At 50.2% G+C, this 14,482-nt stretch carries 13 protein-coding genes; 10 read left to right on the forward strand and 3 right to left on the reverse strand.

Going from position 1 to position 14,482, the window contains the following annotated elements:
- Positions 1 to 274: 274 nt before the first annotated feature.
- Positions 275 to 1,597: an S-layer homology domain-containing protein gene (locus AC0YNU_RS17280; protein ID WP_475758714.1), complete on the reverse strand. Its 1,323-nt coding sequence runs from the start codon at positions 1,595 to 1,597 to the stop codon at positions 275 to 277.
- Positions 1,598 to 1,973: 376 nt separating this feature from the next.
- Between AC0YNU_RS17280 and AC0YNU_RS17285 the strand changes: the two genes are divergently transcribed.
- The 4 genes from AC0YNU_RS17285 to AC0YNU_RS17300 all read left to right on the forward strand — a co-directional run bounded on the left by AC0YNU_RS17285 (position 1,974) and on the right by AC0YNU_RS17300 (position 6,944).
- On the forward strand, positions 1,974 to 3,314 hold the full coding sequence (locus AC0YNU_RS17285) for an extracellular solute-binding protein (protein ID WP_475758716.1): 1,341 nt from the start codon (positions 1,974 to 1,976) through the stop codon (positions 3,312 to 3,314).
- 113 nt (positions 3,315 to 3,427) lie between these two features.
- Entirely contained in the window at positions 3,428 to 4,111 is a 684-nt protein-coding gene (locus tag AC0YNU_RS17290) for a response regulator transcription factor (protein ID WP_475758719.1), read from the forward strand.
- 5 nt (positions 4,112 to 4,116) lie between these two features.
- Entirely contained in the window at positions 4,117 to 5,475 is a 1,359-nt protein-coding gene (locus AC0YNU_RS17295; RefSeq protein ID WP_475758721.1) for a sensor histidine kinase, read from the forward strand.
- Positions 5,476 to 5,531: 56 nt separating this feature from the next.
- Entirely contained in the window at positions 5,532 to 6,944 is a 1,413-nt protein-coding gene (locus AC0YNU_RS17300) for a hypothetical protein (RefSeq protein WP_475758723.1), read from the forward strand.
- Between the two features lie 134 nt (positions 6,945 to 7,078).
- Here the strand turns inward: AC0YNU_RS17300 and AC0YNU_RS17305 are convergent, their stop codons facing one another.
- Together AC0YNU_RS17305 and AC0YNU_RS17310 are read right to left on the reverse strand one after the other, a co-directional pair.
- Positions 7,079 to 7,900: an AraC family transcriptional regulator gene (locus AC0YNU_RS17305; RefSeq protein WP_475758725.1), complete on the reverse strand. Its 822-nt coding sequence runs from the start codon at positions 7,898 to 7,900 to the stop codon at positions 7,079 to 7,081.
- Between the two features lie 65 nt (positions 7,901 to 7,965).
- Positions 7,966 to 8,973, reverse strand: a complete 1,008-nt coding sequence (locus AC0YNU_RS17310) for an iron-siderophore ABC transporter substrate-binding protein (RefSeq protein ID WP_475758727.1) — start codon at positions 8,971 to 8,973, stop codon at positions 7,966 to 7,968.
- A 366-nt stretch (positions 8,974 to 9,339) separates the two neighbouring features.
- Between AC0YNU_RS17310 and AC0YNU_RS17315 the strand changes: the two genes are divergently transcribed.
- The 6 genes from AC0YNU_RS17315 to AC0YNU_RS17340 all read left to right on the forward strand — a co-directional run bounded on the left by AC0YNU_RS17315 (position 9,340) and on the right by AC0YNU_RS17340 (position 14,472).
- Positions 9,340 to 9,534 carry a hypothetical protein gene (locus AC0YNU_RS17315; RefSeq protein WP_475758729.1) on the forward strand — a complete coding sequence of 65 codons (195 nt, stop codon included), beginning with the start codon at positions 9,340 to 9,342 and terminating at the stop codon, positions 9,532 to 9,534.
- Positions 9,535 to 9,758: 224 nt separating this feature from the next.
- Positions 9,759 to 10,586 carry an undecaprenyl-diphosphate phosphatase gene (gene bacA, locus AC0YNU_RS17320; protein WP_475758731.1) on the forward strand — a complete coding sequence of 276 codons (828 nt, stop codon included), beginning with the start codon at positions 9,759 to 9,761 and terminating at the stop codon, positions 10,584 to 10,586.
- A gap of 40 nt (positions 10,587 to 10,626) precedes the next feature.
- On the forward strand, positions 10,627 to 11,241 hold the full coding sequence (locus tag AC0YNU_RS17325) for a DedA family protein (RefSeq protein WP_475758733.1): 615 nt from the start codon (positions 10,627 to 10,629) through the stop codon (positions 11,239 to 11,241).
- 98 nt (positions 11,242 to 11,339) lie between these two features.
- Positions 11,340 to 12,815: a sensor histidine kinase gene (locus tag AC0YNU_RS17330; protein WP_475758735.1), complete on the forward strand. Its 1,476-nt coding sequence runs from the start codon at positions 11,340 to 11,342 to the stop codon at positions 12,813 to 12,815.
- The gene (locus AC0YNU_RS17335; RefSeq protein ID WP_475758738.1) at positions 12,812 to 13,498 is read left to right on the forward strand and encodes a response regulator transcription factor; all 687 of its coding nucleotides are present in this window, start codon (positions 12,812 to 12,814) and stop codon (positions 13,496 to 13,498) included. The genes AC0YNU_RS17330 and AC0YNU_RS17335 overlap by 4 nt, the downstream gene beginning before the upstream one ends.
- A 407-nt stretch (positions 13,499 to 13,905) precedes the next feature.
- On the forward strand, positions 13,906 to 14,472 hold the full coding sequence (locus AC0YNU_RS17340; protein WP_475758740.1) for a hypothetical protein: 567 nt from the start codon (positions 13,906 to 13,908) through the stop codon (positions 14,470 to 14,472).
- The last annotated feature ends 10 nt before the right edge of the window (positions 14,473 to 14,482 follow it).

The raw sequence follows: 14,482 nt of genomic DNA on the forward strand, positions 1-14,482 counted from the left end.
TACGGACTTCTCCACTGGGCACGGCTCATCCATCGTTCGAAGGCGACGAGGGGAGGATTAACGAGACGGAGCTATTCAAAATCGTGGTTGAGAGAACATTGGAAAGACGAAGCCAGGAGTCAGAACGCCGTGCAGGGTCGCCAAGCTAAAGGCGGGTTATTGGCAATTTGAATGTTAACAAAGCAAAAAAAGCCCTTCCTCCGACGGAGGAAAGGGCTTATTTCGTACATGCCTAGAGGTACCAAGCAGACATGATCAAAACGATGGCATGACGCTATGCTTGCGGCGCGGAGTACATTTTCACGACTTCAATAGCGCGGTTGACCATAGCTGTCGCGTCTGCGAGAGTGATTCCGCTGTTCGGGTTAAACATGCCTGTCGGGTCCAATTGTACGATCTTCAAGGCTAATGCAGTCTGGATGGCGCCCTGGCTCAAGATATCGATCTTGAAGTCGTCCTTGATCTCTACCGGAATCAAATTAAACTTCGGCAGTTGGCCGCTCGATTGGAGCGTGTGCACCAGCAGGTACGTGAACGACTGACGGTTCACGACGGTGTTCGGATTGATTTTAATTTGAAGATTCGAGCCTACGGCTTGCTTAATTAACTGAACGGCTTGCTCGGCCGTGATTGTCGCGTTATCGACAGGTGATTCCGAATGACCCTTCAAGTAGGCTGTCGCTTTGGCTGCAATCGCGGTAGCCTCTGCAAGGGTCAGCTTGGCATTCGGATGAAAGTTACCGGCTTGGTCCAAACCGAGGAAGCCAAGTGCCAGCGCTGTTTGAATGGCCCCTGATTTGGATACATCCATCTCAGATTCATCTTTCACGTCGACCGGAACGACATTAATCATCGGCAGTTGACCACTCGTTTGGAGCGTATGCACCAATAGATACGTAAACGATTCGCGAGTCACGTTAGCTGCGGGATTGATCTTGATTTGCAGGGAAGCTTGTGGACCGACAACTTGCTTAATCAATTGAGCGGCTTGCTCCCCCGTGAGGTTCTTGCCCATGTCGGTCGGCGAAGAGTGGGCTTTCAAATAATTCTGAGCATTTCGGATCGCCGTGTCAGCATCGGCCTTTGAAATGGCAGATTGAGGATTGAATTTTCCGTTGGCATCTAATTTAACGATATTATAGGACAAGGCACGTTGAATCGAAGCGGCATATTCGGGAGAGACCTTATCTGAATCTTTAAACTTGATCACTACCGGCTTGACCATCGGCAGCTTACCCTGTGCTTCCATATCCGTTACGAGCCGGTAAGTAAATTGTTCGCGCGTCATCTGGTGATGCGGATTGTTGAACCCGGCGATCATAGTTGCATACCATGCAAAGTGGTTGTGGGAATACTGCGTATACCAGGAGGAATTGAGCAACGAGTTCAGGTTCAAACCTAACGAATCGAGCAATGAATCTAGCTGCGATGGATTGCTTCCAGCAATCAGGTTACTCTGAAGAGTTGCAGCTATAGGGTTGTTACTTTGCGCTTGATCATTTAGGGAAGCGGCGGATGTGATCTGTGGTCCGGCAAATCCGAACATCAGGGCGGCAGCTGTGGCGGACAGGGCAATCATCTTAAACGGTTTCTTCATTTGTATTCACCTCATGGAGTAGTATCTTGCTGTTGCGTACCCTTAGACGTGACCTAGTCTAAAAAGGTTTCTTAAATTTAAGATTCTCATAATTTAATAGAATCCTCAGGAAACATTGAAGAAAAGTTAAGAAGATTTCTATATAATGCTATGCGAACGAAGCAGCATCTGGTAAGCGGCACGAAAGCCGCGGCTTTAGGCCGAATGTTTTTTCCTAAATAATCGGAGGTGGATACCGTTCATGAATAATAGTGCTAGAACGAAAAAACATTTCAAAGTTCGTCGCAGCGTTTCGCTTGGCGTAACGTTAATCCTCGCAGCGAGCTTACTTGCCGCATGTTCGGGCGGGGGGGACGATATAGCGGAACACCAAGTATTGCGTATTGGTGTCCTGTATGCCAGTCAAGGCAATGAATCCGGCATTCGACAGGAATTGACGGATGATTACGAGTTGACTCATCCGAATGTCGATATCGAGTTGACTGCGGCCATCGACATGGACGATCAGCGTAATGAAGAGCTCGCCGGCAATATCAATCGCCCGAAGTATTACGATGCGTTGAAGCAGATGTTAAGCGGCAGCAACCCTGTCGACGTGGTGATTTTGGAAGATTCCGCTTATCTAAACCGGTTGTCGCAGGATAATCTGCTTACTCCGCTGGATCCTTTGATAGAGGCAAACAAATTCGATCTAGAGGACTTCTTGCCGAACGTCTCAAACGGACTCAGAGATCCGGACGATCATTCTATCTATGCCTTGACGTCGACGTTCGGAGGCACCGCGCTCTACTATAATAAGCAGCTGTTCACCGATGCCGGCATCGCTCCTCCAACCGATAATATGCTCTGGTCAGATGTGTTCCTGCTCGCGAAGGAAGTCGCCGCGGGCGAGGGGGAAACTCGTACGTTTGGATTCTCGTTCAGTCCTTGGGGAACCGATGGCATCAGCGATGTCCTGACATATTCCGCTCCGCTCCAATTGAAGCTGTTCGATAAGAAAGCTTGGAAAATGACTGTCGATACGCCGCAGTGGAACAAGGCATGGTCCGACATTGCCGCACTCTATCTTGAAAAAGTTATTCCTTCGTTACCCGATTTTGATGGTGGCAGCGGAGGGGATGGCGATCTATTTCTAAATGGACGTCTTGCCATGTTGATTGGGGGCTATGATTATATCAACACATTGTCGGCTGCCCATACTTACGCTTCCAATCCCGCGATCAAGTCGCTCGATTGGGACGTCGCATCGCTTCCGTCCTTTGCCGAAACGCCAGAGATCGGGGGGAGCATCGCTCTAACCAATTTGATGGCGATCGGCGCCAAGGCGCAAAACAAGGAAGCCGCCTGGGATTTTATTCAGTATAATAACAGCGAGCGTATGACTAAGCTGAAATCGCGCAGCAGCAGTAAGCTCCCGGCCCGCCAGTCGCTTCTGCAGCCGAAGAATGGCATGCATTACAACCTCGGTGCCTTTTATGCGCTTAAGCCTGTCCCGCCGTTGGAAGAGCGGGAAGAACTATATTGGGAGACGCCGAACCTGTCTCCGGCGTTCAATCTTGGACAACCGCTGTTCCAGGATGTAATCAACGGGAAGAAGACGGTGAAGGATGCACTTCGGGAATGGCAGACCAAGGGGGACGTATTAATGCAGGAAATCAAACGAAATCCTGCCGCCTACACGAACGGGGAGAATTTCTGGGGCGGTTGGGGAGGTTAAATCATCAAGCGGATGTATAACAGATATCTTCGGTTGATTAATTTCATGCTCATTTCATAATTTATCGGTACATTGATGATTGATGTTCCATGGATGTACAGGGGGTAAGAATCATGCGTATCTTGCTGGCGGAGGACGATGAGATGCTTGGGGAATTAACCGAGCATCAGCTGAAGCGGCAATATCATGTTGTCGATTGGATGAAAGACGGCCGCCAGGCGAAGGAAGCATTGGCAACCGGCCGGTATGACGTATACGTCCTGGATTGGATGATGCCCGAGATGACAGGCTTAGAACTCGTACGGGAGATCCGCAGAAGCAAGGATCATACGCCCATCCTTCTGTTAACGGCGCGGGATGCCGTTCATGATCGGGTAGAAGGGCTGCGAGCAGGGGCAGATGACTATATGATAAAACCGTTTGCGTTCGAGGAGCTTGAAGCACGGTTATTCGCACTGTTTCGGAGACAGGATCGGGGATACCAATCGTCGGATACAATCAACTTAGGAGATATAACGGCGCATTTGAAGAGATTCGAGGTCACGCGCCGCGGCACGGCAATCGTATTGACACGACGCGAATTCCAACTGCTCGTCTGTTTGATGCGCCATGCGGGACAAGTCCTTTCACGGGAGCAGCTGCTGGATCAGGTTTGGGGGCTCGAGTCGGATGTGACGCTGAATGCCGTCGATGCCACAATCAAATTACTGCGCAAAAAAGTGGACGGGCCTTATGAAACAAAATGCATCCAGAGCATCTACGGCGCAGGCTATCGGTTTAGTATAGGCGGTGAATGAGAGCCATGTTCAAACGGACGCGAACCCGGTTAACGCGAGAGTTCTCGCTTACCATCGGCATTATTCTTATGATCTCCGCGATTTTTTCCTTATGGATGGTACAGCAAATGCTGACATCGACGGAAGACGATCAGCTGGACTCATTAAGGAATCAGTATGAGGCGGAGCTGCAGAAGCTGAGCCAGTCTCCTAAAGGCCAGGTGCTGTTCGGTCCTTCGGTGGATAGGGACAAAGTGAATTCGTTCTATGAACCTAGCGGCTTACAGCTGAACCAAATGGCATGGCTGCTCGATTCGAACGGGGAAGTGATTTTTCAATCCTCGCCATCCGGCAAGGACCCCTCTGGAGCGGATTTTCCGCTGACGGCGCTCTTACCCAGACTTCTTGCGGAGCCAGATCATGTTTATCGGAATGTAAATGCCGAGGGAAGAACCTTCCGAATTGGCGGAACGATCATTCCGAATGGCGAAATCAAGGACTACAGGATAATCGTTGCGCAGGAAGTGACGAATGATAATGAGCTTCTGAAGCAGCTGCGATGGGCGTTTGCAGGGTTCGCCCTGCTCATGCTTGCTGTTGGCGGAGCAGCCGGGTTCATATTGGCAGGACGCGCGATGAGGCCGATCGTACAAGCTTTCCACCGACAGGAACAGTTTACGTCCGATGCATCGCATGAGCTGCGGACGCCGCTTAGCATATTGAAATCCGCCTACGAAGTGTTGGACGAACAGAGCGATAAGCTGCCGGAATTCCATCGGAATGTATTGATGAAATCAGGACGGGAAATCCATCATATGAGCCGACTCGTTGAAAATTTGCTCGTGCTTGCGCGAAGCGACAACGGGCGGCTTGAACTGGTCGTCTCGCGTTTCTCGTTGCGCTATACGATCCAACAAGCGATGGAGCAATTGGAGCCGATTGCAGCATCCAAACATGTGCAGCTGGTATGGGGAAACCGTCCGGGCGCATCGGATGAGGACGAAGCGATGATCCAAGCGGACGAGGTACGCATGCGGCAGCTCATCCTCATTCTGATCGAGAATGCAATCCAGTACAACCGGGAAGGCGGCAGAGTTACCGTCTCCTTGGACACGAGTCCTCAGAAGACATCCTTTACCGTTCGCGATACGGGAATTGGCATTGAAAATGAGCATCTGCCTCGTATTTTCGAACGATTTTATCGGATGGATAAAGCCCGGACCCGCCGATCGGAAGGGACAGGCCTCGGACTTGCGATAGCCAAACAAATTGTTGACGCGCACCGGGCAAGGATAGAAGTCTGGAGTACCCCTCAGGTCGGAACGACTTTTCGCGTAACGCTTCCGAGCATTTCAGATTCTTTTCAGAATGTTCCTTTACCTTAAACCATACAGCCTCCCGATTGCGAGGAAGGCAAATTCAAATAAGGATGGGATAATCAATGAGGAAGAATTGGAAGCTCGCCGGCGCAGCCATGTTAATTGCGATTGCAGTGCCAGTAACCGCTTATGCGGCAGATAACCTGAACGACAAGCCGCAGGAGGGTAAGAAGGCAAGCTATGCGGATGCTCAGCAGACAATGCCAGCCGGTAAGCAAGGAGAGAAGCCGGATCCAGGCAAAGGGAATAAGCTGAAGCTGGATTTGCAAACGATTGCTTCATCGAAGCTCGGACTTGATCAAGCAGCCTTCGAACAAGCGCAAAAGGACGGCAAGTCGCTCGCGGACATCGCGAAAGAAAAATGCAAAGCGCTTCAGCCGTTGATTGATGGGCTAACGAAGGAAATCAGCGATGATATTCAGGCGAATCTCGATCCTAAGGATCTGACGGCCGAGGAGAAGGCGAATGTGAAGAAGAAGGCTGCGATGGAGGCAGAACGCATCTTCACGTTACCGCTCAATCAGGAGAGCGATAAGCAGGATCGTAACGACTGGAATTTGGCAGCGGCTCTTGCATTAGTCGGAATCGATAAGGCTGCTTTCGCCGATCAGGTACACGCGGGCAAATCGTTCGTCGATATCGCCAAGGATCATGGGGTATCCCGTCAGCAGCTGATTGATGCACTATTGACCGATATCAGGACTAAAATCGATGAAGTTAAGGCAAACGGTGATATTACAAAAGAGCAAGCCGATCAGAAGAAGCAGGCAGCACTAAAAGATGTCGAAGATTTCGTCGACCATACGCAGACGCTGTTTAAGAAGAAAGAGAGCTTCGTAGTAGAGCGGGGCAAGGGCGATAAAGGGGACCCGAACGCGGAGAAAGGGATAAAACTTGATTTTGAGCAAATCGCTGCGGCTAAGCTTGGTCTGGACAAAGCAGCTTTCCAACAAGCCGTGAAGGAAGGCAAGTCTCTGGCTGATATCGCGAGAGAGAAAGGGAAAGAGCTTCAGCCGTTGATTGATGAGGTAACGAAGGAAATCAGCAATGAAATTCAGACGAAGCACAGCCCGGATGTTTTTACGGCCGAGGAGAAAGAGAACGTGAAGAAAAAGGCCGCGATGGAAGCGCAGCGCGTCTTCACGACCCCGCTTAATGAGGAGCAAGGGAAGGAGCAGGGCAAGGGTGAGTTTAATTTGCAAGCCGCTTTAGCCTTGCTCGGCATAGACAAAGCGACTTTCGCCGAACAGGTCCAAGCAGGCAAATCGTTCGCGGACATAGCCAAGGATCACGGCGTATCCCGTCAACAACTTATCGATTCGCTTTCGTCCGACTTCACGACCAAAATCGACGACGTTACAGCACAAGGAGACATCACGAAAGAACAAGCAGATCAAAAGAAGCAGGCACTGCTTAAGGAAGTAGAAGATTTCGTGGATCATACGCAGACGATGTTCGAGGCGAATGTAAAGTAATCTTCTAGAATGAAAATGTTCCGGTGACGGATGCTCCTCATACGGTAGACAGACAGGCGAATGCCAAAGTCTGCTATTGCGTGGGGAGTTTTTTTTGGGCTTGCCAGCGGAAGGCGGCGGGGATGAACCTTGCATTAAATAAACGGTAATCCGTGCATATGAGCTTGGCTTGGAGATATTCCGGTATGCTTCTTGAATAGCCTGCTAAAGTAATACGCATCTGCGTACCCCACTTGCCTGGCGACCTCCCTTACGGAAAAATGTTGCGTAGTCAGCAGGTCTCTAGCTCGATTGATCCTAAACCGCAACACATATTCGATCGGGCTGATCCCGGTGAAATGTTTGAATTTGAAGGCGAAGTACCCGGCGCTGACATTATACCGCTCCGCGAGCGATTCCAGTGATAGGGGATGCATGTACTGCTCGTGAATAAAAGCAAGCGCTTCTTCAATCATAGATGGATGACGGCTTCGCTTCGATTCTTGGCGAGTTTGGCTTACCGTGTCCAGCAGAATTTGCATAAACGATATATAAAGCTTCAAGGCCGATATGGGGGCAGGATCCATTGACAGGGTGTGAAGTTGAAGCAGCTTCTCCCGCAATTCCATACTTGCCGAGACGTCCAGTGCAAAGTGATCTTTCAGATGTCGGTAAGCATTTTTCTCCATGGATAAGTCACGGTAATTAATAAGCACATATTCTAGCTCTTCGAAGGCACCGGTCTTATACCATAAGTGCATATCCTTCGTGCCATGAAGCATGCCGCCTGCATGTAAGACGTGACTGAATCCATCGCACTTGAATTCGCATTCTCCTCGAAGCACGAACAAAAATCCCGCATTCTTAATCTTTACGTTACCGTAGCTTTGATTCGGAGGCAATTGAACGCGATATACATCCGCGATTTCTAATTTGGCACGCAGTAAATCTTCCGTCAGCTCGATCAGATCGATCATGTTAATCCCCCGCAACGCAAAGCTCCCGAGTGACAGGTCGGGAGCGGCATGAAAGTGTTCTGTTGTTATTTCAGATGCGTTAAAATATGTTCGATTCCATAACCCACGCCTGTCGGGCCAGGAGAGAACGCGGAAGATTCCAGCGTATAAACGTGACCGTTCTTCACGGCGTCGAGTTGCTTCCAAACCTTATCTTTGCTTAGCGTTTCCAATGCGTCCGCTGCCGGCGATGTAGGACGGTCATGCACGAAAATATGATCCGGATTCAACTCGAGAAGGCCTTCAAGCGATAACTCGCCTCCCGATTCGGCCATTTTGCCTGCCGGCATTTTTAAGCCTAGATCCGTATAGTACGTTCCGAGCCGATCGGTTCCCCATAGATAGAACTCCCCAGGAGTTGCATCCAGGAAAATGACATCTTCGTCATTGTATTTCTCCAGTTTGGCTTTGGCCTCGCCGAGTTTAGCCTCGTGCTCCTCGATAACCTGTTTAGCTTTGTCTTCCAGACCGAGTGCCTTCGCATACTCAGTCAGTGCCCATTTCCAATCATCATAACCTTTGACTGCATCTATAAACACGACGGGTGCGATTTTTTGCAGCTGGTCGTACACCTGGTCATTATCGGTTCCGCCGGCTAGGATGATGTCCGGTTTATAAGCAAGGAGTTTCTCCAAATTAATTTCGGAATCCGAACCAAGATCTACGAACGACTCCGAAGAGAAATAAGGATGAAATGCGTCCAGCTTTGAATAGTATGTATAGCCGGTCGTTGCTAGCTCTTGAGGATCCAAGGTTAACAGCAGGTCGATGAATCCCCATGCGGTTAAGGCGATTTTTTTGGGAGCAGCAGAGATGGTTTGCTCTCCTTTGGCATCCGTTATTGTTCTAGGGAACGATTGGTTCTCAGCCGAATCAGTCGTATTGGCCGTGTTGGTCGTATCGGTCGTATCAGGTGTGGTGGGAGTAGATGAAGAATCCGAAGATGAAGCAGGTGCCGGATCCGAATTACTGCCGCAAGCAGAAAGCATGAGACATACACCAAGTAAAACAGCGAGCAGAATGGACTTATTCATTGCGAAATCCCCTATCGATTAGTATTGATAATCATTATCAGTTACACTATACGGGACGTTCCTTTAATGCGCAATAGACGGATAGCATGAGAAGGATGGATTATCTGAATGTGTCGTCCCGATTCATTGAGTATAGCCACAACCATCCAGCTGGCTGTGGCTAATTGATATGATTTGGCAGTTAGGCGATAACCGAGTATCGATTGCGGGCAAGTGTCGATAAGGGAAATATATCAATGATCGGTATGTGATGATTTTCATAGAGTTGGGAAGATTGACCAGTAAGGTTGTTAAGAAAGGTTTAAGAATCGTTTCATAAAATGTAAACCTGTTCGCGTTAAAGTAAAGGTAGGAGGAGTGATGACGATGGAAATCGATCGCCAGGAGTTAGCGAAAGCTTGCCAAGATCTTATTGATTCAATCGGAAAAACAGACATTAATGACGCGCTCCCGGCTTTTACGAGACAACTAGGCATGTTAGGGAAAAGGTATCGAATGACGGCTGACGAGGTCTTAAGAAACTATATGGAATATAAGCCTCCTCTATCCGATAGCATGTAATCATTAGACGACGGCCAATCCATGATATGGATGGCGGTCGTTTTTTTTCGCGCGCCAGCTAGAGCTTCAAAAACGGTGGAGTAGGGGCGACATTCGCTTAACGAAATGGCAGTTAAGAGAATTTTAATACGTAGTTCACCGTCAGTTTAGAAGCATTGTTTATGCTAAAGCAGGACAACCCCGCACAAGAACGCGCATTTATTTTCAAAGGAGTGCAATCGTTCATGCAAAACATATTTACGGCCATCGTGCAAGGCATAGTGGAGGGATTGACGGAGTTTCTCCCGGTCTCATCGACGGGGCATTTGATTCTAACGGGCGAACTGCTCGGCTATTCCGGCGAGAAAGCCGATACGTTCGAGATCATCATTCAGCTTGGCGCCATTCTGGCCGTCGCGGTCATTTATTGGCGGCGGATCTTCAACCTGCTCGGCATTGGCGGCATGAAGCCGGACGGGAACGGCCGATATCCGGATCCGGTACGCAAGCTGAACCTTCTCCATGTCATCATGGCTTGTTTGCCTGCCATGGTGCTTGGGCTGGTCCTGCATTCGTTCATCAAATCCTATCTGTTCTCGCCCTATACGGTGCTTGCGGGTTTAGTGCTTGGCGGCATTTTCATGCTGTTCGGCCAAAAAAAGCAGGCCGCGGTGGAGGCAGATGGCATGGATCAGCTGACGTACAAGCAAGCGCTGCAGATCGGCCTGTATCAGTGCCTCGCGCTATGGCCGGGGTTCTCCCGTTCCGGAGCCACGATCGCGGGCGGGTTGTTGTCGGGCGTAAGCTACCGCGCGGCGACGAATTTCTCGTTCTTGATCGCCATCCCGATGATGGTGGCCGCAAGCGGCTACGAGCTGCTCAAAAGTTACGACACGTTGACGTCGTCGGACGCCGGGTTTTTCGCGACCGGCTTCATCGTGGCTTTCGTCGTCGCGCTGCTTGCCGTCATGACGTTCTTGAAGCTGCTGGAGCGATTGAAGCTCGCGCCGTTCGCGTATTACCGCTTCGTGCTGGCGGCCGTGTTTCTCGTCTATTTGCTTCTTACGGCGTGACTAGGCGGCAGCGGTGCGTTAATGGAAGGGAGGGTTTGAAATGCAACAAATCGTGGAATGGCTGTCTAGTACCGCCGTACATCTAATCGACGAGCTGGGATTGGCGGGCATCTTCGTCGGCATGGTGCTTGAGAGCGCATGTATTCCAATACCGAGCGAAGTTATTTTGCTTTCCGGCGGCGCGGCGGCGGCGAACGGTTCCATGTCGTATGCCGGCGTCGTGACGGCAGGGGTGCTAGGGAATTTGATCGGTTCTATTCTCGCCTATTATGCAGGCGTCCGAGGCGGGCGGAGGCTGCTGGAACGTTATGGGAAATACGTGCTGTTCAACGCTTCCCATTTCGAGCAGGCTCAGCGCTGGTTTGATCGCCACGGCGAAGGAACCGCCTTCTTCGCCAGGAATTTACCTTTTATCCGTACTTTTATTTCGCTGCCTGCGGGAATTGCGGGCATGGGATTCCGGAAGTTCGCCCTATTCACGCTGCTTGGCTGCATCCCGTGGAACATGGCGTTAGCTTATGCGGGTTACAGGCTTGGCGCGAATTCGGATGCCGTTGAGCGCTACCTTCATCCGCTGAGCTATGCGCTTGCAGGCATCGCGTGCCTTCTGCTCATCTATTGGCTCGTAAGCCGTAGAAGGAAAATCGCGGGTTAATGCCCCGCTGTTGCGGTATCGAGGCTAATCTTGTTTTTTCCATTCGAATACCTTATGTTTGATCGCAAAGAAGCGCAAAGCGGAGGAGTTTTCCCGGCATGTCCATTCGCATGAAATTGCTACTGTCCTACGCGGCGATGCTCCTCATCCCGCTGGTCTCCATCCTGCTGGTCTCCCTGCTCATGGTCGTATTCTTCAAAGGGGACCTGCAAAATATAAAAGGGATTTATGAATCTACAGAGGACCGGTTCGACCATGAGGACGTGGAGCATATTGCGAAAGAAATAAAACGTTCGGCCCAGCGGCAGCCTGATTTGTTGATGGATCCCGCCTACTTGGACGAAATGACGACGGAGTTGCAGAGCAAAAACTCTTATTTGGCCGTCCGAGTGAAAGGCGCGATCATCTATCGTTCGCCAGGCGTTCAGCAAGTGCCGGAGTTGACGATGGATTTACCGGTCTTCAAAGGGCAAGATACATTCAGTCAGTACCCGGTCAAGAAGATTGCCAATGTGGATTATCTATATTTGCAATACGATTTCACATACCTTAACAACGAGCAAGGTACAGTCTTCATCATTTCAAAAATCGATCCGATCACTTATTTCATTCGCAAATATTTCCCGACGTTGTTCATTGCTTTGCTTTGCATCCTAGTGCTGACGCATCTACTTCTGACGTCATTCATGTCCAAGCATATTATTCGTCCGCTTCAAGCGCTCCGCAACGCGGCAAGAGAGATTAAGGAAGGCAATTTGGATTTCACGCTTCAGGTTGCCGGCAAGGATGAAATCGGCCAATTAGTCGTCGCTTTCGAAGAAATGCGCACTCGGTTGCAGCAATCGATTCAAGTACAAATGCAGTATGAGAACAATCGAAGAGAGTTAATCGCGAATATCTCGCATGACCTGAGAACGCCGCTTACGGCTATAAGAGGATATATCGACGGTATTATGGAGGGAGTCGCCGATACGCCGGAGAAGAACGCGAAGTACATGCGCACCATCGACCTCAAAGTGGACGAGATGGACCACTTGATCCAAGAGCTTTTTTTATATTCCAAATTGGATTTAAACCGGCAGCCGTTCCAATTCGAAGCGGTGAACGTGGTTCCGTTCCTTCACGATTGGACGGAAGAGCTGCAATTCGAGCTCGAGAAGCGGACGATCAAGTTCCATGCCGATATTTGTCTCGATCCCCGCACAAGGGTTTCTTTGGACCGCGACCATTTCAAACGAGTGCTGGGCAATATCATCCAGAATAGCGTGAGGTATATGGATAAAAACGAATCGCGCATCCATCTGTCGGCTTACCGCGAAGATGGCGAGGTCGTTCTCGAGATCGCTGACAACGGAATCGGCATTAATAAAGAAGCGTTGGCGCATATATTTGAACGCTTTTATCGCGCGGACGAATCGCGCAACGCGCATACGGGCGGGAGCGGACTCGGTCTGGCCATTGCCAAGCAAATCATGGACGGGCATGGCGGCATCATCTCGGCGAACAGCGAACCTGGCGCCGGCACGACGATCAAGCTAAGCCTTCCCATACTGACAGGGGCTGATGAACAGTGAAAACCATCCTTCTCATCGAAGATGATGTGACCATCTCGGAGCTTCAACGGGATTATTTGGAGATAAACGGCTATAAAGTCGAAATGGCCATGGACGGTAAAACGGGCTTGGAAATGGGATTAAGCGGCATGCATGATTTGATTATTCTCGATTTGATGCTGCCCATCAAGAACGGCTTCGAGGTATGCAAAGAAATTCGGGAAAAAAAGAATATTCCCATTCTGATGGTCTCGTCTCGGCGCGAGGATATCGATATTATAAGAGGTCTTGGTCTAGGCGCGGACGATTACATCACGAAGCCGTTCAAACCGGCTGAACTCGTTGCCAGGGTAAAGGCTCATCTCGCGAGATACGACCGCCTGGTCGGGGTCGCGGACGTGAAGAACGATATCCATATTCGCGAGCTGCGCATTGATCCCGATACTAGAAAAGTATTCGTGAAAGAAGTCGAAACCATACTGACGACGAAAGAATTCGATCTGCTTTATTTTCTTGCAAGGCATCCGGACCGGGTATTCAGCAAGGATCATCTATTCGAAAAAATATGGGGCATCGACGCACAGGGCGATCTGCAGACGGTAACGGTGCATATTCGGAAAATCCGCGAAAAAATCGAAGCCGATTCTGCCAACCCGGCGTATATCGAGACGGTATGGGGAGCCGGTTATCGTTTCAAAGGATAAGAGAAAGCCTGATCGGGGAATCGGGCTTTTTTCTGCGTTCGGGGAAGCAATAAAGCTTTAATGGCAGTTAAGAAAATGTTAATAAACCGTTCATACCTGGTTTAGGAATGGGGATTACAGTGAGATTAGCTCATGAAGGGATGTCCATCATTAGGCTATCTGATCTTTGCGGGCGATTTCATCGGCTTTTTCCGATAACAAGGGCAGGCACTGTTTGGGCGAGCCTTCCTGAGTAAGAGAGGAGAATGCGGGTTGCGACAGATCGAGGAACACGAAATATCGGATGCTGCGAATTTACGGCAATTCCGGCGACGGTTTGGTCGTCCGGGGAATAGAATCGCGAGCTGCGTGCTCGCCGGCGCACGGCCGGTACCCTGGCTGATGCTTAAGGAAAGGAAGCCCGTCTGATGTTTCCCGTCGCGGTAATGTCCGTGGCCGACCTTGTCGTCGAGCATTACGATTACGTCTTCACGCCCACGGGAATGCCGGTCATCGAGCTCACGATCCTGAATCCTGGTGCGCAGGTGATGCATGCCGATCTTTCCGTGAAGGTAAGCAAGGCGATTTCATCCTCCCAGGACGACTATCGGTTCAAGAAAGTCGGAGACTTGAAAGCGGTACGCGGCATCGCGTTCATGCCTGGGAAAGAGCGGCAGCTTGTTATCCGGACTGCGCCTATGCTCAAGCCTGGGGATTATGAAGCCGATGTTCGGCTGCAGCATCTATCTGATTCGAAGACTCAGGCCATGGACTTCAGCGTCACGATGGAAGCGGTAGCCCATGCACAGACGTTGAGAGAGCGAGATAAATCAGGCCCGGCAAGCTCAGGCTCGACAAGCCCAGGCCTTAGAGCACGGAACATAGGTGACATTTCCGTTATCGTCCTGGCTTTTGCAATCTTATATGTAGGGGTACGGAATTTGCGCAAGGCAATTACAGGGGAGAAAAGAAAGCGAGATAACGATCGTCCGTGAAATTCCATTC

Source organism: Paenibacillus sp. J31P316, assembly GCF_056269105.1.